The 23,914-nt window shown below is 69.1% G+C and carries 21 protein-coding genes; 8 read left to right on the top strand and 13 right to left on the bottom strand.

Features of this window, described 5'->3' with window-relative positions:
- Window positions 1-88: 88 nt before the first annotated feature.
- The 3 genes from AC07NG_RS02105 to AC07NG_RS02095 all read right to left on the bottom strand — a co-directional run bounded on the left by AC07NG_RS02105 (window position 89) and on the right by AC07NG_RS02095 (window position 6,636).
- Window positions 89-5,116, bottom strand: a complete 5,028-nt coding sequence (locus tag AC07NG_RS02105) for an alpha-2-macroglobulin family protein (protein WP_494591872.1) — start codon at window positions 5,114-5,116, stop codon at window positions 89-91.
- Window positions 5,117-5,211: 95 nt separating this feature from the next.
- Window positions 5,212-6,081 carry a carbonic anhydrase gene (locus AC07NG_RS02100; protein WP_494591870.1) on the bottom strand — a complete coding sequence of 290 codons (870 nt, stop codon included), beginning with the start codon at window positions 6,079-6,081 and terminating at the stop codon, window positions 5,212-5,214.
- Between the two features lie 81 nt (window positions 6,082-6,162).
- Window positions 6,163-6,636: an Lrp/AsnC family transcriptional regulator gene (locus AC07NG_RS02095; protein ID WP_110122207.1), complete on the bottom strand. Its 474-nt coding sequence runs from the start codon at window positions 6,634-6,636 to the stop codon at window positions 6,163-6,165.
- A 120-nt stretch (window positions 6,637-6,756) separates the two neighbouring features.
- Between AC07NG_RS02095 and ald the strand changes: the two genes are divergently transcribed.
- A complete protein-coding gene (gene ald, locus AC07NG_RS02090) occupies window positions 6,757-7,869 on the top strand; it encodes an alanine dehydrogenase (RefSeq protein WP_110133028.1) in 1,113 nt (370 codons plus the stop codon).
- Between the two features lie 173 nt (window positions 7,870-8,042).
- On the opposite strand, the gene pyrF is transcribed toward ald, so the two are convergent.
- A complete protein-coding gene (pyrF, locus tag AC07NG_RS02085) occupies window positions 8,043-8,732 on the bottom strand; it encodes an orotidine-5'-phosphate decarboxylase (protein WP_494591867.1) in 690 nt (229 codons plus the stop codon).
- Between the two features lie 87 nt (window positions 8,733-8,819).
- Between pyrF and AC07NG_RS02080 the strand changes: the two genes are divergently transcribed.
- Window positions 8,820-9,518, top strand: a complete 699-nt coding sequence (locus tag AC07NG_RS02080; protein WP_494591865.1) for a MarC family protein — start codon at window positions 8,820-8,822, stop codon at window positions 9,516-9,518.
- A 201-nt stretch (window positions 9,519-9,719) separates the two neighbouring features.
- Here the strand turns inward: AC07NG_RS02080 and AC07NG_RS02075 are convergent, their stop codons facing one another.
- The 3 genes from AC07NG_RS02075 to AC07NG_RS02065 form a co-directional block, all read right to left on the bottom strand.
- On the bottom strand, window positions 9,720-10,520 hold the full coding sequence (locus AC07NG_RS02075; RefSeq protein ID WP_494591863.1) for an SDR family NAD(P)-dependent oxidoreductase: 801 nt from the start codon (window positions 10,518-10,520) through the stop codon (window positions 9,720-9,722).
- Between the two features lie 155 nt (window positions 10,521-10,675).
- Entirely contained in the window at window positions 10,676-11,284 is a 609-nt protein-coding gene (locus AC07NG_RS02070) for a flavodoxin family protein (protein WP_492854014.1), read from the bottom strand.
- Between the two features lie 143 nt (window positions 11,285-11,427).
- Window positions 11,428-11,877 (bottom strand): Rrf2 family transcriptional regulator, encoded by a 450-nt coding sequence (locus AC07NG_RS02065; protein WP_110133029.1) that lies wholly within the window; start codon window positions 11,875-11,877, stop codon window positions 11,428-11,430.
- Window positions 11,878-12,052: 175 nt separating this feature from the next.
- On the opposite strand from AC07NG_RS02065, the gene AC07NG_RS02060 reads away from it, so the two are divergent.
- The 3 genes from AC07NG_RS02060 to AC07NG_RS02050 all read left to right on the top strand — a co-directional run bounded on the left by AC07NG_RS02060 (window position 12,053) and on the right by AC07NG_RS02050 (window position 15,761).
- A complete protein-coding gene (locus tag AC07NG_RS02060) occupies window positions 12,053-14,047 on the top strand; it encodes a potassium transporter Kup (protein ID WP_110122201.1) in 1,995 nt (664 codons plus the stop codon).
- Window positions 14,048-14,077: 30 nt separating this feature from the next.
- A complete protein-coding gene (locus AC07NG_RS02055; RefSeq protein ID WP_492854013.1) occupies window positions 14,078-14,440 on the top strand; it encodes a hypothetical protein in 363 nt (120 codons plus the stop codon).
- Between the two features lie 94 nt (window positions 14,441-14,534).
- Window positions 14,535-15,761 (top strand): argininosuccinate synthase, encoded by a 1,227-nt coding sequence (locus AC07NG_RS02050; protein ID WP_494591859.1) that lies wholly within the window; start codon window positions 14,535-14,537, stop codon window positions 15,759-15,761.
- A 60-nt stretch (window positions 15,762-15,821) separates the two neighbouring features.
- Here AC07NG_RS02050 and AC07NG_RS02045 read toward each other — a convergent pair whose 3' ends face one another.
- Window positions 15,822-16,361, bottom strand: coding sequence for a hypothetical protein (locus AC07NG_RS02045; protein ID WP_494591857.1), 540 nt, complete (start codon window positions 16,359-16,361; stop codon window positions 15,822-15,824).
- Window positions 16,362-16,465: 104 nt separating this feature from the next.
- On the opposite strand from AC07NG_RS02045, the gene AC07NG_RS02040 reads away from it, so the two are divergent.
- On the top strand, window positions 16,466-17,131 hold the full coding sequence (locus AC07NG_RS02040) for a DUF6624 domain-containing protein (RefSeq protein WP_492854010.1): 666 nt from the start codon (window positions 16,466-16,468) through the stop codon (window positions 17,129-17,131).
- On the opposite strand, the gene AC07NG_RS02035 is transcribed toward AC07NG_RS02040, so the two are convergent.
- From AC07NG_RS02035 to AC07NG_RS02025, 3 genes are all read right to left on the bottom strand, one after another.
- The gene (locus tag AC07NG_RS02035; RefSeq protein ID WP_494591854.1) at window positions 17,128-17,526 is read right to left on the bottom strand and encodes a hypothetical protein; all 399 of its coding nucleotides are present in this window, start codon (window positions 17,524-17,526) and stop codon (window positions 17,128-17,130) included. The genes AC07NG_RS02040 and AC07NG_RS02035 overlap by 4 nt on opposite strands.
- Before the next feature lie 5 nt (window positions 17,527-17,531).
- Window positions 17,532-17,981 carry a hypothetical protein gene (locus AC07NG_RS02030; protein WP_494591852.1) on the bottom strand — a complete coding sequence of 150 codons (450 nt, stop codon included), beginning with the start codon at window positions 17,979-17,981 and terminating at the stop codon, window positions 17,532-17,534.
- 97 nt (window positions 17,982-18,078) lie between these two features.
- A complete protein-coding gene (locus tag AC07NG_RS02025) occupies window positions 18,079-18,900 on the bottom strand; it encodes an acid phosphatase (RefSeq protein ID WP_494591850.1) in 822 nt (273 codons plus the stop codon).
- Between the two features lie 142 nt (window positions 18,901-19,042).
- On the opposite strand from AC07NG_RS02025, the gene AC07NG_RS02020 reads away from it, so the two are divergent.
- Together AC07NG_RS02020 and AC07NG_RS02015 are read left to right on the top strand one after the other, a co-directional pair.
- A complete protein-coding gene (locus AC07NG_RS02020) occupies window positions 19,043-21,118 on the top strand; it encodes a TonB-dependent receptor (RefSeq protein WP_494591848.1) in 2,076 nt (691 codons plus the stop codon).
- Between the two features lie 168 nt (window positions 21,119-21,286).
- Window positions 21,287-22,078, top strand: coding sequence for a SapC family protein (locus tag AC07NG_RS02015; protein ID WP_487291191.1), 792 nt, complete (start codon window positions 21,287-21,289; stop codon window positions 22,076-22,078).
- 85 nt (window positions 22,079-22,163) lie between these two features.
- On the opposite strand, the gene AC07NG_RS02010 is transcribed toward AC07NG_RS02015, so the two are convergent.
- Together AC07NG_RS02010 and AC07NG_RS02005 are read right to left on the bottom strand one after the other, a co-directional pair.
- Window positions 22,164-22,430: a DUF1150 family protein gene (locus AC07NG_RS02010; RefSeq protein WP_110122192.1), complete on the bottom strand. Its 267-nt coding sequence runs from the start codon at window positions 22,428-22,430 to the stop codon at window positions 22,164-22,166.
- An 80-nt stretch (window positions 22,431-22,510) separates the two neighbouring features.
- Window positions 22,511-22,933 (bottom strand): Hsp20 family protein, encoded by a 423-nt coding sequence (locus AC07NG_RS02005; protein WP_110122191.1) that lies wholly within the window; start codon window positions 22,931-22,933, stop codon window positions 22,511-22,513.
- Window positions 22,934-23,914 lie beyond the last annotated feature (981 nt).

The raw sequence follows: 23,914 nt of genomic DNA, 5'->3' as shown, positions 1-23,914 counted from the left end.
GGCGGTGGTCACGGCGCTTCACCTTCAAGCGCTGTCACCCCAATCCCCGACCCTTCCCCCATCAAGGGGGAAGGGAGAACGCTGAACATCACTGCCCCGCGATCGTCGTGCGGCCGGCGTCCGACCGGGCGGCGATGCTCGGGCGATACATGTCCTTGGCCACGGCCCCGGGCAGGAAGAACTCGCCCGGCGTCACGGCCCGCGCGATGTAGGCCATGGCGAAGGGCTTGTTGCCCTCCAGGTCCAGCGCGGCGATGTAGCGGTCGTCGCGGCTTTCCTGGGCGTCGGGGCTGGAAAGCTCGCCGAGGAACTTGAACGGTCCGTTCTGGGCGTCGTCGGCGCCCAGCGGGGCCTCGATCTCGAAGCCGGCCGGCAGGGCGTCGTCGACCACCAGGGCGGTCGAACGGGCCTGCAGCGACCGGCCCTGGATCAGCACGATCACCCGTTCGCCCTGGCGGATGGCGAAGGGATCGACCGCGCCGCCGCTCATCGTGAACAGGCGCTTGCTCACCGTCAGGCCGTTGCTGGAGGCCACCGGAGCGAGGATCGGCGTGCCGCGCACGCTGACCGTCCGCCACAGGGCGCCCTTGCCCTTGTTGGTGAAGCGGGCGTCGACCAGCTTGCCCACGGCCCAGCGCGGCGCCCCGCCCGCGGGGGGCAGGCCGATCACGCCCTGGGCGTCGATGCTGATCGGGCCGGCGGCCTTCATCAGCTGGTGGGCGGCGAACAGCAGCTGGGCCTGTTCCTGGGTGTTCAGGGCGTCGGGATCCTTGACCACGTTCTCCAGGCGGCCTTGCAGGCGGGCGGCGACGTCGGTCTGACCGGCCTGGACCGCCAGGGCCGTGACCGCGGCCACGTCGCGCAGCGGGCTTTGGTACCAGTCGTACTCGTCGCGCCAGTTCAGCGAGTTCACCGCCTGGCGCATGGCCGAGCGGGACCGGGCGTGGTCGCCCATCAGGGCGAGACCCGCGGCCACCTGGGCTTTCGCCAGCGGCTGGTCCTCGTCCTTCATCTGCACGTCGTGCCACCAGCGCAGGCGGGCCAGGTCCCCGCGCCCGGCCTTGGCCAGGACGTAGAGGGCGTAGGCGCTGGCCCGGCGGCGCATGCGCTCGGTGGCCTTCTTGCTGTCCTCGGGGCTGCGGCCCCACCAGGCCGGATATTCCAGCCGGTAGGAGACCGAGCTCCAGCCGTCGGGACGGCTGATCTGGCGCATGGCGTTCAGGGCCTTGTCCAGGGCCTCGTCGGGCACGGCCACGCCCTGCGCCTTGGCCTCCAGCAGGAAGTCTGTGGCGTAGGCGCCCAGCCAGGCGTCGGCCTCGCCGTCGCCGACCCGCCACAGGCCGAAGGCCCCGTCGAGGGTCTGGCGATCCAGCAGGCGGCCCACCGCGCCCGCGAGGGCGGCTGGGGTGCGCTTCAGCTTCGGATCGCTGGAGACGCTCTGGGCGTAGAGCAGCGGATAGGCGGTCGAGACCAGCTGCTCGGTGCAGCCGTAGGGGTAGCGTTGCAAGGCGACCGCGATCGCCGACGGGTCGAAGCCCTTGAACGGCGAGTAGCTGACCTGCAGCGTCACGTCCCCGGCCGCCAGGCCCGAGAGCAGCTGGTAGTTGGGGGTGTAGCTGGTCCCCGGGGCCTGCAGCTCGGTGGTGGTGCGCACCACGTCGCCCCAGCCCAGGCGGGTCTGGATCGGATAGTCCTTGGCGGTCGAGAAGCCGGGGCCGCTGACCTTGAAGCCGATCTTGCCGATGCCGGTGACGTCGGGCGCCAGGAAGGGAATCTTCTCGGCGACGCGCTGGCCCAGGATCAGGGTGATCACCTTCTTGAAGGCGACCTTCAGCCCGCCCGAGGCGCTGGCCTCGGCGGTGTAGGCGCCGGGCTTGCCCTCGACATTGTGCAGTTCCAGCGTCGCGGTCGGCTTGTCGCCGGGCGACAGGAAGCGCGGCAGGTTGAGGTCGGCGACCACCGGCTGGCGCACGGTCATGGCCTTGGAGCCCGAGCCGACGGCCTCGTCGGTCCAGGCCACGGCCATGATCCGCAGCTCGCCGTTGAAGTCGGCGGGCGGCAGCTTGATCACCGCCTTGCCGTCGAGGCCGGTCTCGACCACGCCCGACCACAGGGCCACGGTCTTGATCGGGGTGACCGTCAGACCCTCGCCGCCCAGCTCGTCGCCGCCGAAGTTGACGTTGGCCGGCGCGCCCATGTTGGGGTCGAGCAGGCGGCCGTAGTCGTCACGGTAGTCGAGCGTCAGGGCCCGCTTGCCGAAGTACCACTTCACCGGGTCGGGGCTTTCCTGGCGGGTCAGGCGCAGCACGCCCTCGTCCACCGCCGCGACGGTGACCCGGGCCTTCTGGCCAAAGCCCAGGCCCTGCACCTTCAGCGGGATCTCGACCGGCGCCTTGGAGTCGATCTTGGCCGGCGTGCCGATGTCGACCACCAGCTTGCGGCCCTTCGGCTCCAGCGGCACGTAGACGAGGCCCAGGGCCCGCTTGGGCTTGGGCGAGGCGACCGGGTCGCGCGGCTGGATGACGGTGACCATCACATAGGCCCCGCCGCCCCAGGCGGCGCTGGTCTTCAGCTTCACGGTCGCGCCGTTCTCGCCGACCGACACGGTCTTGAGGTCGATCAGGCGATCGGTGGCCACGGCCACCTGGGCCTGGCCGGCATAGGGCGCCTTGAGGGTGATCTCGACGGTGTCGCCTTGCGCATAGGCCTTGGTCCCGGCCGACACGCGGACATAGTCGGGCGCCTCGGCGTCCTTGGCCGGCGAGCCCCAGCCCGACGAGAAGCGGGTGATGGTCTTGCTGCCGTCGGCGCCCTCGACCACCAGGCGGTAGTCGCCCCAGCCGAGGCGGCGGTTGACGCGCGCCGACTGGCCAGCCGAGAGGTTCAGCGCCCCCTTCATGACCACGGCGTCGCGGCTGGTGCGCCGCCACTGCCAGCGGCCGTCCTGCTGGAACCAGTCGTAGTTCCAGTTCTCGCTGATCAGGGTGTAATTGGCGGTGGTCGAGATCCGCTTGCCGGCGGCGTCGACGGCGATGATCTCAAGGCTGACGGGCGGATCGCCGTTCTTGGCCTCGCCCTGCTCGATCTTGACCCCGTAATAGACCGGCTTGCCGCGGACCTTGATCTCGAGGCCCTCGCGCACCGGCCGGCCGCCGGGCTCGAACACCGAGGCCGTGACGGCCGCGACCAGCGGCTGGCCGGTCTCGCCGACGTCGGACGTCGCCAGGTTCAGCACCGCCCGGCCCTCGCCGTCGGTGACGGTGTTGCCCAGCTCGATCAGCTTTTCGTCGAACGGCTCCTGGGCGTCGCCCCACTCGAAGCCCTTGTATTGCGGGAAGGGATCGGTGTCGCGGCGCAGGCGGGCCTCGCCTTGCGTCTGCAGGCCCGAGCCCGGCGCGCCGTAGAGGAAGCGAGCCGAGACGTTGATCTGGCGGGTCTCGCCGATGCGGACCGGCGCGCTTTCCTGGCCGGTGGCGGTGACCGCCAGGCGTTGGGGCGCGAAGTCCTCGACGCTGAAGCTCAGCGAACCCGACGAGGCCTCGATGCCCTCGATGTGCAGTTCGGCGGTCCAGCGGCCGCGCGGGGCGCTGCGGGGCAGGGCGATGTCGATCGGCACGGCGCCGGCGTTGGCCTGGCCGAACCACCAGCGCTTGTACTCCACGCCCGAGGGGCGCTTGACGAGGATGTAGCCCTTGCGGTCGTTCACCGCCTTGGCCAGGCGGTCGCGGACCATGGCCGTCAGGTGCACGGTCTCGCCGGGACGATAGATGCCGCGGTCGGCATAGAGCCAGCCGTCGATGTCGGTCTTGGCCTCGCGGCCGCCCTCGCTCTCGGTGCGGCCGCCGACGCCCTGCTTGGACAGGTCCACCGGCGAGCGGTCGAGGTCGAGCACCGACAGGTCGCCTTGCGGACCGTAGGCCATGACCATCTTGGCGCGCTCGGCGCCTTCGCCTTCCAGCAGCGGGCGGGCGAAGCGCACGCGGCCGTCGGCGTCGCTCTTGACCTCGGCCAGGGGCTCGCCGTCGCGGGCGACCAGGGCCACGCGCACGCCCGACACGGTCTTGGCGGTCTTCAGCGAGCGGACCACGACGTCCAGAGCCTCGGAACCGTCATAGGCGATCAGGGCCATGTCGGTGAACACGATCCAGCGCCGGGCCTGGGCCGGCGGGGTGTCGCCCTCGCCGTCGGGGTCGCGGCCGCCCGAGGCGTCGCGGGCCTTGATGACATAGGCGCCGGCCTTCATCTCCTTCAGCACCGCGCCCAGCGGGAAGACGGTGGTCGCCTTCTGGCCGGCGGCGCCGTCGACATTGACCTCGCCCTTCCAGATGCGGCGGCCGTCGTCATTGGGGCTGTCGTCGCCGTAGTCGCTGTTCCAGTCGCCCTCGCCGGTGGGATCAGGCGCGCTGATCGACTTGCGGACCAGGTTGCGGTCCGACACGCGCCAGACCTCCACGGCCAGCTTGGAGACGTTCATGGTCTCGATGGCGACGCCGTCGGACTCCTCGCGCGGCAGGATCACCCCGTCGCCGGCGAAGCCGACGTAAGGCGGCTTCTCCCCGAAGGTGAAGTCGACGTCGGCGTTGGCGCCCAGGGTGTCGCCGCCCTTGGCGGGCACGCCCTTCAGCAGGGTGACGCGGTGGTCGGTGAAGCCGATCCCGCCGACGCACAGCTCGTCGCCCTTGACCCGCACGGCCGGGGTGCGGCCGAGGTCGGGCGAGACCATGACGAAGTCGGCATAGGTCTTGGACGGGTCGAGGTCCCGGCTCATCTGGATGCAGGCCAGCGGATCGCCGCCGGAGCTGTCGATGCGGGTGCGCCAGACGGCGAAGCCTTCGGGCTTGGGAACGCCGCGCCGGCGGGCGCCCGCGTCGCGCGGCTTGCCGAACAGCGACCAGGCCTCGCCCTTCACAGCGCCGCCGCTGGCCGCGGCCTTGCCGCCGCCACCGCCGAACCAGCCGAGATCGGCGGTCTTGGCGGCCACGAAGCCGCCGCCGAAGCCGAGGACCAGGGCGACCGCCGCCACGGCCGCGGCCGGGGTCAGCAGGTGGGGTTTCAGACGGGTCCAGACGGAGGACTTGGCCGTGCCGCTGCCCTGCGGCGTCTCGTCCGTCGACATCCGTCGTCTCTCCCAAATCGAAGTGATTTGGGGGGACTTGAACCTAAGCGCGAGCGGGGGTCAACGGCGCCGCCGTGACATCCCGCTCGGTAACATCATACGTCGAACTTCACCTGCGCCGTCGACAGGTCATAGCAGGCCGAGACGATCTTCAGCCGACCCTGGGCGATGCGCTCGGCCAGGGTGCCGTCGCAGACCTTCAGACGGGCGGCGGTGTTGCGGACGTTGCGGCGGATGGCGGCGTCCTGCAGGTCCGCGGGATGCTCGGCGTCGGCGTCGAACACCGCCGGCAGGATCGGCAGGACCATGTCCTGCAGGGCCCCGTGCAGGTGGGCGTGCTTGGTGGCGACGTCCACGGCCGCGCCGACGGCGCCGCACTTGGTGTGGCCCAGCACGACGACCAGGGGCGCGCCCAGGTGCTCGACGGCGTAGAGGATCGAGCCCAGGCCCTCGGGGCCGACGGTCGAGCCGGCCACGCGGACGATGAACAGTTCGCCCAGATTGCAGTCGAAGATCAGTTCGGGCGCGGTGCGGCTGTCGCTGCAGCCGACGACGACCGCGAACGGCTTCTGGCCGCCGGCCATCTCCGAGATGCGGGCGGCCGAGGGCAACACCAGGCTGGCGCCGCCGCGGGCGAAGATGGCGTTGCCGTGCTTGAGGCGGCCCAGGGCTTCGTCCGGGCTGACCGCCGGCGCGGGCGGCTCGACCTTGACGCCGGAGACCTGGGTCGCGCCCGGCGCGGCGTGGCCTTCCTCGCCTTCCATCGGCGGCACGCTGGCGACGGCCTTGTCCAGCGCGGCCTTGTCGGCCGGCTGGGTGGACAGCGCCTTGGTGACGCGGCGGGCCTTGCGCGCGGCAGGCGTCACCGCCGGCAGTTCGGGCGCGTGCAGGCCTTCGGCGTAGGCGATGGCTGGCGCGGCCAAGCCAACGCCCAGCGCGCCCAACAGGGTGCGTCGTGAAAACATGGTCTTCCCCCGAAGCCAGTGAATGTCGGACACGACCCTAGGCGAAGGAGGGTTAATCCCCCGGCAACGCTGGCGCTCGCCTCAAAGCGGCAATTCGACGCGTTTGACCACGGTGCGCATGGCGATCGACGAGCTGACCCGAACCACGCCGGGGATCCGGGTGAGTTCCTGGCTGTGCACCCGCTCCAGGTCGTCGACGTCGGCCACCACCAGCCGCAGCAGATAGTCCGAGCCGCCGGTCATCAGATAGCACTCGGCCACCTCGCGCACGCTCGCCACCGCTTTCTCGAAGGCGGTCAGGGCGGCCTCGGCCTGGGACGACAGGGTGACGGTGACGAAGACGCTGAGCGGCAGGCCCACGGCCCGCTCGTCGATCACCGCAGCGTAGCGGCCGATGACCCCGGAATCCTCAAGCGCCCGCACCCGCCGCAGGCAGGCCGATTCCGACAGATTGGCCGCCCTGGCCATGTCGACATAACTGGCGCGACCCTCGCGTTGGAGCAGGCGGAGGATCTTTCGGTCGAAGACGTCGAGCGTCACCGGGGATTTCTTCAACGAACCGGCCCTTTCACGCAGGATTCCTGCATACACCGTTATCCCACGAACGAAAGAACCAAGAAACCTGCGAACGGAGAGGCGTACACCAGCGTTAAAGCCATAAACCGAGGAAACATCATGCGCGTCGGCGTCCCCTCCGAGATCAAACCGGGCGAGCACCGGGTCGGCCTGACCCCCACCGCCGTCCGTGAATATGTCGCCCATGGCCACCAGGTGCTGGTGCAGCAGGGCGCAGGCCTGGGCGCCGGCTATGCCGACGACGCCTATGTGAAGGCCGGCGCGACCATCGCCCCCGACGCCGACGCGGTGTTCGCGGGCGCCGAGATGATCGTGAAGGTCAAGGAGCCCCAGAAGATCGAGTGGGAGCGCCTGACCGATCGCCACATCCTCTTCACCTACCTGCACCTGGCGCCGGATCCGGCCCAGACCGAGGGCCTGCTGAAGAGCGGCTGCGCGGCCATCGCCTACGAGACCGTGACGGATGCGAAGGGCGGCCTGCCGCTCTTGGCCCCGATGTCGGAAGTGGCCGGCCGCATCGCCGTGTTCTCGGCGGCCGAGACCCTGCTCAAGCACAATGGCGGCATGGGCCTGCTGCTCAGCGGCGTGCCCGGCGTGCCGCCGGCCCGCGTGGTGGTGCTGGGCGGCGGCGTGGTCGGCTCCAACGCCGCCCGCATGGCCGCCGGCCTGGGCGCCGAGGTGGTGGTGCTGGAACGCTCGATCCCGCGCATGCGCGAGCTGGACGACCTCTATCAGGGCCGGATCCTGACCCGCTATTCGACCTTCGCCGCGGTGGAGGAAGAGATCCTCAAGGCCGACGTCATCATCGGCGCCGTGCTGACCGCCGGCGCGGCGGCGCCGAAGCTGGTGCGTCGCGAGCACCTGGCCAAGATGAAGCCGGGCTCGGTGCTGGTCGACGTCTCGATCGACCAGGGCGGCTGCTTCGAGACCAGCCACCCGACCACCCACGCCGAGCCGACCTACACGGTCGACGGCGTCGTCCACTACTGCGTGGCCAACATGCCGGGCGCCGCCCCGCGCACCTCGTCGGAAGCCCTGGGCAACGCGACGCTGCCCTTCGGCCTGGCCCTGGCCGACAAGGGCCTGGACGCGCTGAAGACCAACGTCCACCTGGCGCGGGGCCTCAACGTCCTGGGCGGCAAGCTGACCCACCCGGCCGTCGCCCAGGCGCTGGGCAAGGAGTCGGTGGATCCTTACGGGGCCTGGGCGTAGCGCCCGGCCCTATAAACTCCCGTCATTCCCGCCCTTGTGGCGGGAAACCCTGGTTCCGCTCGCACGGACGGCGCAAGCGGCGTGCTTGGCACGCCGCCACACTTTCACCTGCGGCTGACAGAGGGGTTCCCGCCACAAGGGTGGGAATGACGGGAGATAGGGGATAGCGCGGGCTAAACCCCCGCCATCTCCGCGATCACCTTCAGCGCCGCCTCGCGCGGGTCGTTGGCCGCCGTGATCGGGCGGCCGCAGACCAGGTGGCTGGCGCCGGCGGCGATGGCGTCGGCGGGGGTGGCGGCGCGGGCCTGGTCGTTCTTGGCCGACCAGAAGGGGCGCACGCCCGGCGTCACCACCAGGAAGTCCGGACCGCCGATCTCGCGGGCCAGGGCGGCTTCATGGGGCGAGGAGACGATGCCGTCGACGCCGCATTCCACGGCCTGGCGGATGCGCCGCTCGACCAGGGCGCGGGCGCTGAAAGCATAGCCCATCTCGATCAGATCGGCGTCGTTCAGGCTGGTCAGTACGGTCACCGCCAGGATCTTCAGGTCCGAGCCGGCCTTGGCCTTCACGGCGGCGCGCATCACCTGCGGCTCGGCGTGGACGGTCAGCAGGTCGCAGCCGGCCCCGGCCAGCACCCGGGCCGAGCGCTCCACCGTCGCGCCGATGTCGTGCAGCTTCCAATCGAGGAACACCTGCTTGCCGGCCTTCTTGAGGTCGCCGGCGAAGGCCATGCCGTCGGTGGCCAAGAGCTCCAGGCCGATCTTGTAGAACGACACCGAGTCGCCGAGCTGGTCGACCATGCCGCGGGCGGCGGCGACCGTGGGCAGGTCCAGCGGGACGATCAGGCGCGGATCGGCGGTCATTGTGGAGCTCCGGTGTTGGCGCGCGAGCCCGCATCGCTCTAGAGAGAGCGACGTTTCCCGCACAGGCATGAAGGTTGAGGACGTCGAATGAGCCAGGCCGAACTCGCCGTCAACTTCTTCGTCGCCCTGTTCGCCCTGATCGACCCGATCGGCAACGTGCCGCTGTTCGCCGCCGCCACCCTCGGCGCGGCCTCGGCGGGCCGGCGGATGGTGGCCGTCTATATCGGCCTCTTCGTGCTGGCCTTCCTGGTGTTCTTCTACTTCACGGGCGTCAGCCTGCTGGAATTCTTCGGCATCTCGATGCCGGCCTTCCGCATCGCCGGCGGCATCATCCTGTTCATTCTCGGCCTGGACATGGTGCGCGACGACTTCACCACCATGTTCGCCGACGCCGCCGAGGGCGAGACCGAGGTGCTGTCGGCCCGGGTCTACGCCAAGAAGCGGTTCGAGCGGCTGATCGTGCCGTTCGCCATGCCGCTGCTGATCGGTCCGGGCGCGATCTCGACCGTGATCATCTACGCCAGCGAGGCCAAGCATCTGGGCCTGGCCGGCATGGCCCTGGGCGTCGGCGTGATCGCGGCGGTGTCGGTGGTGCTGGTCGCCACCTTCTGGGCCGCGCCGGTGATCAGCAAGGTGCTGGGCCGCATCGGCATGAGCATCGTCGTGCGCGTGCTGGGCCTGATCCTCTGCGCGCTTGCGGTGCAGTTCGTGCTGATCGGGGTCGGGGATGCGACGCGGGGGCTGATCCGGGCGGACGCGAAGGCGCCGTACGCGGCCGACAAATGATCCTTCTCCCCTTGCGGGAGAAGGTGTCGGCCCCCCGGTCCGGCCAAGGGCCGGCCCGAGGATAAACTCCGCCGACGGATGAGGGGTCTCTCAAATACGAGACGCTCCGCCCGGCCTGACGATCGCACGCAGCGTTGAGTTCTGAGAGACCCCTCACCCGACCTCCTTCGGAGGCCACCCTCTCCCGCAAGGGGAGAGGGGTTAGACCTTCCGGAACTTCCCGCCTTGGCTGGCGATCAGGGCCAGGGCCCACTCGTCCGGGATGATCTTGGCCAGCACGGCGATGGCCTTGTTGGGCGCGCCGGTGACGCAGACGGGGCGGTTGGCCTCGGCGGCCTCGTAGCCGGCGGCGGCGACCTCGTCGGCGCCCAGCCACATCCAGGCCGGCAGGCTCTTGCTGACCTGGGCGCGGGTGCCGTTGACGTCGTGGAATTCCGACAGGGTGAAGCCGGGACACAGGGCGCTGATGTGCACGCCGGTCGACAGGTTCTCCAGGTGCAGGCTCTGGGAGAACTTCACCAGGAAGCTTTTCGTCGCCGCATAAAGGGTGTGGCCGGCCGAGCCGGGGGCCAGGCCCGCCAGCGAGGCGACGTTGACGATGCGGCCGAAGCGGCGCTCGACCATGCCCGGCAGCACCTTGTGGGTCAGGGCGCAGACCGAGGTCAGCATTACCTGCAGGAAGGTCGACTGGTCGGCCCAGGTGGTCTTGTCGTAGGCGCCGGGCAGGCCGTAGCCGGCGTTGTTCACGAGGGCGTCGATCTCGCGGCCCTCGGCGGCGATCCCGGCCAGGACCGTGTCGACGCCGGCCGGATCGGCCAGGTCGGCGGCGATGGCGTAGGCCTCGACCCCGAAGCGCATGCGAATCTCGGCGGCCAGGGCCTCCAGCCGGTCGAGCCGGCGGGCGGTCAGGGCCACGTCATAGCCGTGGCTGGCGTAGATGCGGGCGAAGGCGGCCCCGATGCCGGCGGAGGCGCCGGTGATCAGGGCGAGGCGGCGGGCCATGTCGTGAAAGGTCCTGCGAACGAAGCGTCGCCGGAGTCGAGCACGCCGGACCCGCCGGTTCAAGCGGGGGCGGAGGAACGATCGTGGGGGGCGGGATCGATCGTTCCTCCGCGAAGGGCGCGCCTCTGAGGGGAGGGCGGCGCGCCCGGTATCGCTTAGGCGGCTTCTTCCAGCGCCGGCTGGGCGCCGCGGGTCCAGCGGACGGCGGCTTCGGCCACGCGCACGCCGAGCAGGCGGGCGGTCTCGCGGTCGCCGGCCGGGGGCGAGAGCTCCGGCGAGACGTTGTCCGACTGGGCGGCCAGGCCGACGAACGAGCCGACGCGGTTGATCGTCTCCGGACCACGCTCGGCGGCGGTGACGTTCGGCGGAGCGATGCCGAGGTTGATCCAGTTCATGCCGTGTTGGGCGGCCAGGATCGCCAGGCTGTTCAGGGCGTGGGCCTTGTCGCCGGAGAAGCTGTGCGAGTTGGTGAAGCCCGCGGCCAGCTTGTCCTTCCAGGCGCCGGTGAAGAAGGCGGCCGAGGAGGCGTCGGCGAAGACTTTAAACACGCCCGAGACGTCGCCCATGTAGGTCGGCGCGCCGAACACCACGGCGTCGGACTCGGTCACGGCGTCGAGGATCGGCTTGAAGTCCTGGCTCGCGCTTTCGATGGCGAGCAGGACCGGGGTCTGGCCGGCGTCGCGGACGCCCTGGGCGACCTTGTCGGCGAGGACGGCGGTGTGGCCGTAGCCCGAGTGATAGACGATGGCGACCTTGGTGGTCATGGCGGATGTCCCCTGAGGAGAATGATGTTTTCCGAACAGGAACTGTATCGGTAGCGATTACGTAATAGCGCCCTCGAACGGCGCCAGGGGTAATCGCAACAATTTCGGGTGCAGTTTTTCTACGGGCCGCTTTCAGGGCGCCTTCAGGCGCTCTGCAGCACGGCCTCGCGCTCGGCCGGGTCGGCCAGCAGGTCGGCCACCGAGATGCGCGACAGGCGCTCGGCGGCGGCGGCGTCAGCGGCGATCAGGGCCGCGCGGACGGCGTCGGGAATCCGCGCGCCGACGGGGCAGCCCTTCACGCCTGGGGGTGCTGTGCCGAGGTTGGCGCAGCCGTGGACGGCTCGCAGCACGGTGTCGAGGGTGATGTCCGTCGCCGGCTTCAGCAGCCAGGCGCCGCCGTTGGCGCCGGCGCGCGCGCCGATAAGTCCCGCCTTGCCGAGCATGGCGGTGACGCGCCGCACCACCACCGGATTGGTGGGGACGGAGGCCGCGAGTTCGGCGCTGGCCACGGCGCGGTCGGGGCTGAAAGCCTCCTTGTGCGCCAGATAGGCCAGGGCGTGAGCGGCGACGGGGAACTTCTGACTGTCGGACATGATCTTCTGCTAAGTCCGGAACGTAAGGGGGGAACGCGTGCGTTGAAACAAAAACCGTAAAGGCGCGCGGCCAAGGTCGCGATTGAACCCGGATCGGATTGGGTGTATCGCGCCCCGCTTGATCGATATGGGGCTTCGCGCGAGATTTTCGAGGGCGCGGCCCCGGAGGGATTGAATGGCTTCCGAAGCCTCCGGCGTTTCGACCTCTGAGAACGCCTCCGTCGCGGCGTGCGACATTCCCCAACAAGGCGGCTCCGCCAATGGTCACGGTCCAAAGGGCCATGGCGTGTTCGCGCTCGCCCTGGGCTCCGTCGGGGTCGTGTTCGGCGACATCGGCACCAGCCCGCTCTACGCCTTCAAGGAGGCGCTGCACGTCACCGCCGCCGACGGCGTGACCCGGGCCGAGATCCTGGGGATCGTGTCGCTGGCCCTGTGGGCGCTGATCCTGGTCGTGACGATCAAGTACGTGCTGTTCATCATGCGCGCCGACAACAAGGGCGAGGGCGGGGTGCTGTCGCTGATGGCCCTGGCCCAGCGGGCCATGGGCCGGCGCACGGCCCTGGTGTTCGGCCTGGGCGTGATCGGGGCGGCGCTGTTCTACGGCGACGCGGTGATCACCCCGGCGATGTCGGTGCTGTCGGCGGTCGAGGGCCTGCGGACCATCCCGGCGCTTGAGCACGGCATCAGCACCGAGGCGGTGCTGCTGATCGCCACGGTGATGCTGCTGGGCCTGTTCTTCATCCAGAGCCGCGGCACGGCCAAGGTCGGCCAGCTGTTCGGCCCGGTCTGCGCCGTCTGGTTCGCGGTGATGGCGGCCCTGGGCGTCTACCACCTGTTCGACCACCCCGGCGTGTTCCGGGCCATCAACCCCTACTACGCCGTCCACTTCCTGCAGCACCACGGCATGGCCGGCTTCATCGTGCTGGGCGCGGTGTTCCTGACCGTCACCGGGGCCGAGGCCCTGACCGCCGACATGGGCCACTTCGGCCGCTGGCCGATCCAGGCCGCCTGGCTGTTCTATGTGCTGCCGTGCCTGGCGCTGAACTATCTGGGCCAGGGCGCCCTGGCGCTGAACACCCTGGTCGCGGCCGAGCGGGCCGGCGTGCCGTTCCAGGAGCTGAACTGGTTCTTCGAGATGGCGCCCGACTTCCTGCGCCTGCCGCTGGTCATCCTGGCCGGCGCGGCCACGGTCATCGCCAGCCAGGCGGTGATCACCGGCGCCTTCTCGCTGACCCAGCAGGCGATCCAGCTGGGCCTGCTGCCGCGCATGGACGTGCGCCGCACCTCGGAGACCCAGTCGGGCCAGATCTTCGTGCCGCAGCTCAACACCATGCTGCTGCTGGGCGTGCTGGCGGTGATGTTCACCTTCAAGACCTCGTCGGCCATGGCCCACGCCTACGGCCTGGCGGTGACCGGCACGATGGTCGTCACGACCGCCATGGCCTTCATCGTCATGCGCCAGCTGTGGAAGTGGCAGCTGCCGGCGGCCCTGGCCTTCCTGATCCCGTTCATGACGCTGGATCTGGTCTTCCTCAGCGCCAACGCCCTGCGCTTCTTCACCGGCGGCTGGCTGCCGGTGCTGATCGGGGCGGCCCTGTTCACGATCATGGCCACCTGGGTGCGCGGCAGCCAGATCCTCAGCGAGAAGACCCGCCGGGATTCCGTGCCGCTCGCCGACCTGATGGAGATCCTGCGCGCCCGGGCCCCGCACCGGGCCCCCGGCACGGCGATCTTCCTGACCTCCGACCCGGACATGACCCCGGTCGCCCTGATGCACAACCTCAAGCACAACAAGGTGCTGCACGAGCGCAACGTGGTGCTGACCGTGCGCACGGCCGAGACGCCGCGCGTGCCCGAGGAGGAGCGGATCAAGACCTTCAAGGTCAACGAGGACTTCAAGAAGGTCGAGATCTACTACGGCTTCATGGAAAGCCCGAACGTGCCCAAGGCGCTGGCGCTGCTGCGCAAGCAGCAGGGGCTGAAGTTCGACATCATGGCGACCAGCTTCTTCCTCGGCCGCCGCTCGATCGTCCCGTCGGCCAATTCGGGCATGCCCCTGTGGCAGGATCGGCTGTACATCTTCCTGATGAAGAACGCGGCCAATCCGACCGACTTCTTCAAGATCCCGCCGGGCCGCGTCGTCGAGCTCGGCGCCCAAGTGACCGTATAGGCAAGCGACCGCGTGAGGCTGACCTTCTAGATGGATATTCTCGGCGTCATCGGCGACGTGTTGTGGATCCTGGCCCTGTCGATCATGGCCGGGGCGTCGCGCATGGCCTGGAGCAAGATCCCCAAGGGAGAGCCGACCCCGGTGGCCTGGTCGCCCAAGGGCGCCACCCTGCTGCGTCTGCCGCGCGGCCCGGCCCTGGTGCTGCTGCCGGCCGGGGCCTTCGCCATCAGCCTCTACCTGCTGGTCGAGAGCCGCGAGGCCGAGGATCTGACCCTGCGGCTGACCATGCTGGGCCTGCGCGCCACTCTGGCGGCGATCCTGGCGGTGATCCACCTGACCCAGGTGCGCCGGGCTCTGAACCAGCTGGCCGAAGAGGGCAAGATCCGGCTCTAGTTCCACACCGGTTCCGCCGTGTGTTTCCCTCGTCGCAAAAGCGCGCTAAACGCCCCGCGACTTTGTGTTTTCGCCTTCGACAAGGACCCCGCTCATGGCCGACAAGCCCGTGAAGAAGGTCGTGCTCGCCTATTCGGGCGGTCTCGACACCTCGATCATCCTCAAGTGGCTTCAGACCGAGTACGGCGCCGAGGTCGTGACCTTCACCGCCGACCTCGGCCAAGGTGAAGAGATCGAGCCCGCCCGCGCCAAGGCCCTGGCCGCCGGCGTGAAGCCCGAGAACATCTTCATCGAGGACGTGCGCGAGGAGTTCGTGCGCGATTTCGTGTTCCCGATGTTCCGCGCCAACACGGTCTATGAAGGCCAGTACCTGCTCGGCACCTCGATCGCCCGCCCGCTGATCGCCAAGCGCCAGATCGAGATCGCCCGTCAGGTCGGCGCCGACGCCGTCAGCCACGGCGCCACCGGCAAGGGCAACGATCAGGTCCGCTTTGAGCTCGGCTATTACGGCCTCGAGCCCGACATCCACGTGATCGCCCCCTGGCGCGAGTGGGACTTCAAGTCGCGCGAAGCGTTGCTGGAGTTCGCGGAAAAGCACCAAATCCAGATCGCCAAGGACAAGCGCGGCGAGGCGCCGTTCAGCGTCGACGCCAACCTGCTGCACTCCTCGTCGGAAGGTAAGGTCCTGGAAGACCCGGCGGTCGAGGCCCCCGAGTTCGTCCACATGCGCACGATCGCGCCGGAAGACGCGCCCGACCAGCCGACGATCATCACCATCGACTTCGAGAAGGGCGACCCCGTCGCCATCGACGGCGTGGCCATGAGCCCGGCGACCCTGCTGACCAAGCTGAACGAGCTGGGCCGCGACAACGGCGTCGGCCGCCTCGACCTGGTCGAGAACCGCTTCGTCGGCATGAAGTCGCGCGGCGTCTACGAGACCCCGGGCGGCACCATCCTGCTGGCCGCTCACCGCGGCATCGAGAGCATCACGCTGGATCGCGGCGCCATGCACCTGAAGGACGAGCTGATGCCGAAGTACGCCGAGCTGGTGTACAACGGCTTCTGGTTCACGCCGGAGCGCCAGATGCTGCAGGCGGCCATCGACTACAGTCAGGAGAAGGTCACCGGCCGCGTCCGCGTGAAGCTCTACAAGGGCAACGTCACGGTCATCGGCCGCGAGAGCGCCTACAGCCTGTACGACCAGGACCTCGTCACCTTCGAAGAGGGCAAGGTCGCCTACGATCACCGCGACGCCGGCGGCTTCATCAAGCTCAACGCCCTGCGCCTGCGCGTGCTGGCCAAGCGCGACCAGCGCGGCTGAGGCTTTTCGAAGCTTCGATAGGATCGAGCCCCGCCGGAAACGGCGGGGCTTTTTCTTTGCCTAGGCGGGGACGGTCGCCAGCAGGGTCAGGTCGCTCCGGTTGGGCGGGTCGACATCCACCGCCACCCACAGGTCGTCCATGCTGAACACGCCGGCGGGACCGCCGACGCCGATCCAGACGTGGGGGCGCCTGGTCTCGCTCTCCAGGACCAGCCGCAGGGCCATGACCTCGCCTTCGGGATCGACCATCGTCGGCCCGGTGAACAGTTCCACCTGCTTCAGGGCCGAGCCTTCGACCTGCGTCCAGGCGCCGTTCATCGCGATCCGCACCCGGTCGAGCGTGTGGGCGCCCCAACTGGCCTTCGGTCCATGGCCGAGCACCATCTCGTAGCTGACCTGCCGCCAGGACAGGATCAGCGACGCGCCCTCGAAGCTCAGGAACACGCTGCCGGTGAAGCTGAAGGCCGGGCCTTCGAACTCGGCGACCAACTGTGGAGTGTCCGAGATCATGGGCATCCAGATCAGCGCGTCGAGCCGGCGGCCGATCAGTGGGGACAGCGCACCGATCCAGTCGGCGTGGGGCGAAGCGGCGGCACTCATCAGTGGATCCTAGGCAGGAAGGCGCGCCGACGCGACAAGCGTCGCCATGATTGCGCCTCGAGGTCTCTCCACCGTCACGGTCTGGGTTGGAGGAGGAAAGCGGCATGATCCGTGCGGGACTGATCGCGATCGTGATGCTGGCCGCCGGGTCGGCCGGGGCGGCGGAATCTCCGGCCGTGGCCAAGGCGCGGGTCGAGGCCCAGGCGCTGACGGCCAGGGAGGCGCTGATCGAGGAACTGGGCGGCATGGGCGCGGTCGACCAGGCGACGCGCGTCACCTTCCTGGCCGTGCGCAAGACCGCCTCGCCCGAGGATCGCCAGGCGCTGGACGCGGTCTGGGCCGAATATTACGCGCCGATCGACCGTCGGCACACCGAGCGGCTGAAGGTGCTGCTGGCCGGGCGCGGCTGGTTCACGCCCGAGGAGGTCGGCCAGCGCGCCGCCGACGGCGCCTTCCACATCGTCAACCACTCGCCCGACCTGGCCTTCCAGAAGGAGGCCCTGGCCAAGATGGAGGTGCTGGTTCCGACCGGCCGCGCGCCGTCCGGCTACGCCAATCTCTACGACCGCATCGCCGATCAGGAGGGCCGGCCGCAGCGCTACGCCACCCAGCGGGCGCGCTGCGTCGACGGCCGCTATGGGATGCCGGCCGATGTCGAGGACCCGGCCGGCCTGGAGCAGCGGCGCGCGGCCCTGGGCCTGCAGCCGATGGCCGAATACCTGAAGGGCCTGGACGAGATGTACGGCCGCTGCGACCCGCCGAAGGGCTAGCTGGTCGCCGTGGTCCCGCCGCCCGCCGGCTGCACCAGGTTCGGGGCCAGGTTGATGCCGGTCCTGTTGTAGATCACCCAGCCGACCACCTGGAACACGGTGTTCAACAGGGTCTGGCTCAGCACCAGGGTCATGAACTTGGTGAACTGCAGGGTCTGGTTGAAGGCCAGTTCCTGGTTGTGAAGGATCAGGTCGGCGGCTTCCGGCGTGATCTGGTGGTTGGCCAGGGCGGTGCGGGTCTGGATCGCGGCCTCGGCCAGGCTGCGCAGATAGCCCGGCACGACGCTCTTGTTGGCGTTCCACCAGTCGGTGGCCGTGGCGCCCAGCTGCTGTTCCAGCACGGTCGCCAGTTCGTCGGCGTTGTCGACCTGCAGGGTGGAAAAGTCGATCGACATCGGGGCTACCTCGGCTTCATGGCGGTGACGGCCTTGGCCGCCTGGTCGCAGCTGACCATCATGGCGGTGGTCGCGCCGGTGTTGGGGATGATCCCGGCCATCTGGTGCAGCTGGGCCAGGCCCTTGACCTGGGCGCTGCAGCCCTGGATCAGCGACACTTCCGCGGCGATGGCCTTCTGGGCGGGGCGGGCGGCGTAGGGCTGGCTGCCCGCGCGCACGGCGGCGACCGCCAGGGCGGCCTGGATGTCGGCATAGGTCGCGATCGCGCCGGCATAGGTGGCCTTGTCGGCGTAGAGGCCCATCTCGCCCTCGGCCGCCAGCTTGGCCACGCCTTCGTAGGCGGTGGTGATCTTCGCATCGAGGACGGGATCGTCGGGCGGCGCGAATATGGCGCAACCGCTCAAGGCAATGACCGACAAGGCGCAGGCCGCGCCGCGTCGCATGGTCTGGAACATTCAGCCCTCCCCCGAAAGGGCGCCAGGGTGGCGCCCCGCCGAAGGGGGCTCAAGCTCAAAGTTGTATAGGTCTGTCGCGCGTCCTTGGGACGATTTGTCAGCCGCCGCAGCCGGTGGGCGGGCCCTCGGCCTTTGACGCGGCGATCTCTGCCTTGGCCCTCTCCAAATCGGCCTCGAAGGCCGGGTCGGCGTGCAGCCGCGCCACCATCACCCCGCCCAGCAGGCGGCCGGCCTCCAGGTCGCTGGGGAAGTGGACGCCGCAGATCACCCGGCTGTCGCCGAACTCCCGGCCCCTGGCTGTGATCTGGGCGGCGCGGTCGGGCACGAGCTCGGCCAGGACGAGGCCCCACGACCAGCCGACCAGCGCGTGGCCGGACGGATAGGAGCCCTCGGTCTGGATCCAGCTCTCGCGCGGCACGCAGATCGGCTTGGTGTTGCCCACCGGCGGGCGAGGCCGCGAGAAGGCCTGCTTGGCCGGGCGATAGATGGTCCCGGCGTCGTCGGTCATGCGCAGCAGCAGGTTGGCCAGGGTCGGGGTCTTCTGCGGATTGATCGTCACCCGCGCGGCGCAGGAGAAGCTCTTGAAGCCGTTGGCGCCCGACAGGTCGGCGTCGGCCACCGCCTTGTCCCATGCCGGCGTGCCCGCCAGCTTGCGGGTGTCGTCATAGGCGGCGCGGTCGGCCTTGCCGCGCGGCGAGTCCGGCGTCGGCGGCGGGCCGACTATCCCCGGCGCGTCGAACGGTTCGGCCAGGGTCAGGTAGCCCTTCGGCGGCTTGGTCCAGGTGCTCGACCCACCGGCCTCGGCATAGGTCTTTGCCGGCGCTTTGGCCGAGGCGTCGCCCGTCAGCTGGGCGCAGCCGGCGAGCAGGCCAGCGACCGAGATTGCGGCCGAAAAGGGGAGCGCAGACGAAAAACGCATCATGGAAAGCCCGAACTGAGGTCGTGAAGACACAGAAAGCCGCCTCGTGCTCGCGTCAAGCGAAAGCGGATTGACGGCGAGATATGTTATTTCATAACAGAAAGCGAGCCGCTCCTCCGGCCAGTTCCAGGATCCGTCGTTCATGACCCGCCGCCTTCCGCTCCGCCGCAACGCTTTCGCGGCCGCCAGCCTCCTCGCGCTCGCCGCCGCGACCATGGGCGCCGCTCCCGTGTGGGCCGCCGATGCGGCCGCCGCCCCGGCCGATCCCGCCGCCGACCCGACCGACACCGCCGTCTCGCAGGTCGTCGTCACCGCCGCCCCCTACGCCGTCTCGCTCGACACCGTGACCAGCAGCGTCAACGTGCTGACCCGCGACAAGCTCGACACCGCCCCGCCGGCCGGTCTCGGCGACGTGCTCAACGGCCTGCCGGGCCTGCGCTCCACCTTCTACGGCCCGGGCGCCTCGCGTCCGGTGATCCGGGGCCTGGCCGGTCCGCGGGTGATGGTGCTGCAGAACGGCGTCGGCCAGGTCGACGCCTCGTCGCTGTCGCCCGACCACGCCGTGGCCTCCGACCCGGCCGAGGCCTCGCGCATCGAGGTGCTGCGCGGCCCGTCCACCCTGGCCTATGGCGGCTCGGGCATCGGCGGCGTGGTCAACATGATCGACGATCGCGTGCCCGCCAGCCGCGCCGAGAACGGCGTCGAAGGCCGCATCGCCGCCTCGGCCTCGTCCGTCGATGACGGCTGGGGCGTCAGCGGCGCGGCCAAGTTCAACGCCGGCCCGCTGGTCTTCGCCGTCGACGCCGACCGTCGCCGCAGCGACGACTATTCGGTGCCGACCTCGCCGGTCTCCTCGCGCCTGGCCGCCCGCGACGGCCTGACCGTCGATCCGGAAAAGACCGTCCGCAACACCGACGTCGAGATGGACGCCTATGGCGCCGGCGTCTCCTACGTGCACGACCGCGGCTTCTTCGGCCTGTCGGTGAAGCGCACCGACACCACCTACGGCGTGCCCTACGAGCAGATCCTGGCCCCCATTGACCCGGACGCCGAAGGCCCGGTCTCGATCCACCTGCAACAGACCCGCTACGACCTGCGCGGCGAGCAGGAGCTCGACAATCCGTGGTTCGAGAAGGTGCGCGTCTCCATCGGGCATGCGGACTACGAGCACGCCGAGGTCAGCGTCGAGGACGGCGAGGTCGGCACCCGCTTCCTGTCGGACGGCACCGAGGGCCGCGTCGAGCTGGTCCATCGCGAGCATGACGGCCACCAGGGCGCGATCGGCTTCCAGGCCCTGAGCCGCAGCTTCGAGGCGATCGGCGACGAGGCCTTCGTGCCCAGCGTCGACATCAAGGAATACGGCGTCTTCACCCTGCAGCGCCTCGATCGCGGCGACTGGGGCGTGGACGCGGGCCTGCGCTTCGACACCCGCTCGCTGGAGACGGCGACGCAGAAGCGCGACTTCGACAACGTCTCGGCCTCGCTGGGCGTGTTCTACAAGCCCGCAGAGCATCAGTTCTACGCCCTGACCCTGTCGCGCAACGGCCGCGCGCCCACCGAGTTCGAACTGTTCGCCGACGGCCCGCACCCGGGCACCGGCGGCTACGAGAAGGGCGATGACAGCCTCGATTCCGAGAAGGTCACCTCGCTGGAGGGCACCTATCGCTGGACCGGCGCGCGCCTGCGCGTCGAGGGCCACCTGTGGGGCGCCTGGTACGACAACTTCATCGAGGAAGCCCCGACCGGCGCCGAGGAAGATAACCTGCCGGTGTTCCAGTACTACCAGACCGGCGCCAAGTTCCACGGCGCCGAGCTGGAGGTGGGCTGGAACGCCTGGCGCTCTGGCGAGCAGGCCGTGCGCCTGGAAGGCGTGGCCGACTATGTGCGCGGCTCCACCGACCTGGGCGCGCCGGCCCGCATCCCGCCGTGGTCGGTGACCGGCCGGGCGATCTGGACCGTCTCGCGCGTCGAGAGCGAGCTGGAAGTGCGCCATGTCGCCGAACAGGACCGCGTGGCGACCTACGAGCTGCCGACCGACGCCTATACGGTGGTGAACCTGAAGGTGACGGTGAAGCCCTTCGCCGACGAGCCGCTGCGCCTGTTCCTCGAAGGCCGCAACCTGACCGATGAGGAGGTGCGCGAGCACGCCTCGTTCCTGAAGGACATCGCCCCGTCGCCGGGCCGTTCGATCCGTACCGGGATCGCCTGGAAGTTCTAGGCCGGCCCGGGTCCCGGCCTTCGCTCGCCAGGCGAGGGTCGGGACGGCGATTCCCTCTCCGGAGGTGTCGATTGCCGGGATATCGCAGATCGGCTAGAAGCGCTGACCACCAAAGGCCGCCTAAGCGATAGAGCGTCCGTTCTTCTTAGCCCTTCTGTAGAGCTTCTTATGGAAACGACCCAGTCCGCCGGCGGCATCACCGGCAACGTTCTCTTCTACTCGACGCCCGAGCCGCTTAACCGCGAGCAGCATGGCGCGCTGGGCCTGGTCCACCGGGACAAGCCCTACGGCTTCGCCGCCGCCGGCACCGCCGTGCCGCTGACGGTCACGGAATTCGGCCCCGCGGGCCTGTCCTATCCGATCATCTTCGCCGGCGACGAGCGCGTTCCGCTGGCCGTGATGGGCCTGAACCAGGGCGAGAACCTGTTCATCCACGCCGACGGCTCGACCGAAGTCGGCGTCTACATCCCGGCCTATGTCCGCCGCTATCCGTTCGTGCTGGCCAATGACGACGCTCAGGGCCGGATGATCGTCTGCATCGACCGCGGTTCGAACCTGCTGGCCGAAGGCGGCGAGACCCCGCTGTTCGACGCCAAGGGCGAGCCGACCGAATACACCCAGAACTGCATCAAGTTCTGCGACGACTTCGAAGTCGAACGCCGCCGCACCGACTCGTTCGTGCAGCTGCTGAAGGACAACGACCTCTTCGAACTGAAGAAGGCCACCTTCACCCCGCAGGGCGCCGACGGCCAGCCGGCCGAGCCGCAGGTCGTGGCCGAGTACTACGGCGTCTCGGAAGACAAGCTGAACGCTCTGCCGATCGAGAAGCTGAAGGAACTGCAGTCGACGGGCGCCCTGGCCCAGATCTACGCGCACCTGGTGTCGCTGGTCGGTTGGGATCGCCTGATCGCCATCACCATGTTCCGCCAGCAGCAGGCGCCGGCCGCCAACCTCAACTGAGGTCGGTAGTCGCATAAAAGAAGAAGGGCGGCGGATCGCAGGATCCGCCGCCCTTTTCGTTTGGGCCGTCTTCCGGTCCGAAGGTCTAGTGCACCGAGACCGGCGCCAGTTCGTGGGCCAGGGCGGCCGCCACGGCCGCGTCGCGGTCGGTCAGCACCGCCAGGCGGGCCCCGTCGGCCCTGCACACCGCATAGAGCGTCTGGTCGGGGGCCAGATCGAAGTCTTCCACGCCCTCGGGGGCGTCGGCGAGGATTTCGGCCGCCTTGATCGGGCGCACATAGACGAGGTCGGGCGCGCCCAGCGCGGCGAAGGCCTCGGTCGAGAAGAACGGCGTGTGCGAATTGGGCGTCATGTGACCACCTCCTTCGATAGGGGAACGCCCCGAAGGCCCTGCGGTTCAGCCGAGCTTCGGAAGGGCGATTGCGAAGGGCCTCAGCCCTGCGAGCGGATGGGGATTTTCTTGACCAGCCGTTCGGGCGGCGGGCGGGCGACGTCGACGTGCAGCAGGCCGTGTTCGAGGGTGGCGGCCGAGACCTCCATGCCTTCCGCCAGCACGAAGGTGCGCAGGAAGCCGCGGGCGGCGATTCCCCGGTGCAGGTAGGCGCGGTCGATCTCGCCCTTGCCGTCGCCGTCGCGACGGCCGGCGACGACCAACTGGCCGCCCTCGACGGTGACCTGCAACTGGTCGGGCGAGAAGCCGGCCACGGCCAGGGTGATGCGCACCCCCTCGTCGGTCTGCTCGACATTATAGGGCGGATAGCTCTCGCCGGCGGCCTTGGCGGCGCGCTCGATCAAATCTCGGGTGTGTTCGAAGCCCAGGAGAAAGGGGCTGTCGAACAGGATCGTCCGGGTCATGCGAAGTCCTTCGCTTCAAGCGACTTCGTTCGCGGAGGTCCGGGGCCCTGGAGCGGCGCCCCGATTCCGCAACGTCTCCAGGAAGTGGCGATGGGGCGGCGGCGGTTCAAGGCGCGGAGCCGGCCTGGCTCTGCATCGAGCTCTCTATAGAGGGGGCGTGGAGACCGCCTGGCGCGGCCCCGCGTGGCGTCATCCCCAGGTCTTGCGCGGGTCCTGGAAGGGGCGTGCGGATTCACGCTTGTCATCCTTTCGTCACGCGCCTATATGCGCCCCTCGCTCGGAACGGCGCTGACGAAGACGCTCGAAACGAGGCCGAAAGGCCCTTGCTTCGGTCGGATCTCATCGCTAAGTTCCGCGGCCTCAATCGACTCGGGCAGCTGGATTGCCGACGACCTTTTGGTCTTCGGGAGGGAGCGCTTTTGTTGCTTTCTGGGGAGCTTCGGTTCTTCGGAAGATGATGAAAAGAGTTGGTTGACTGGGCAGGATTGCTTCACTAGAAGCGCCCACCCAGTCGCAGAGATGGAAGAGTTCGCAAGAATTCGGAAGTTGAAGCGAAGAAGTCGGGCAAGACTTTCTTGGAAAGAATTGCTTGACAGGGTTTGGTGGTTTCTTTAGAAGCTGCCAGCTCGCTGGTCCGGGGTTCTTCCCTGGTTCGGCATCGGGTCAGAAAGTTTTGAAAAAACGATTTGACACGGAATTCGAGGTTGGATAGATAGCCGCCTCCGCCGACATCGGGCGCTAAACGATGGGCTCACCGGAAGGTGTGTTCGGGTCTTTGACATTGTTGATTTGGAAAGAGAAACGCAGGCGGCGGCGCTCTGGCGGTCATCCTTCGGGATGGCGCAATAGACGCTGACGAATGCGGTCTCTTGAAGACACCATTTATACGGTGGCTGAGCTTTAGGGCTTGGTCATTGTGTGATGGGAACTCGTCAAGAAACTATGCAAACCAGATACGCGACTGAGGTTTTCCCCTCGGTC

The organism is Caulobacter sp. GW821-FHT10C03, from assembly GCF_059415485.1.
The sequence above is the reverse complement of the archived record's forward strand: the minus strand, read 5'-3'. Positions and strand labels throughout refer to the sequence as shown.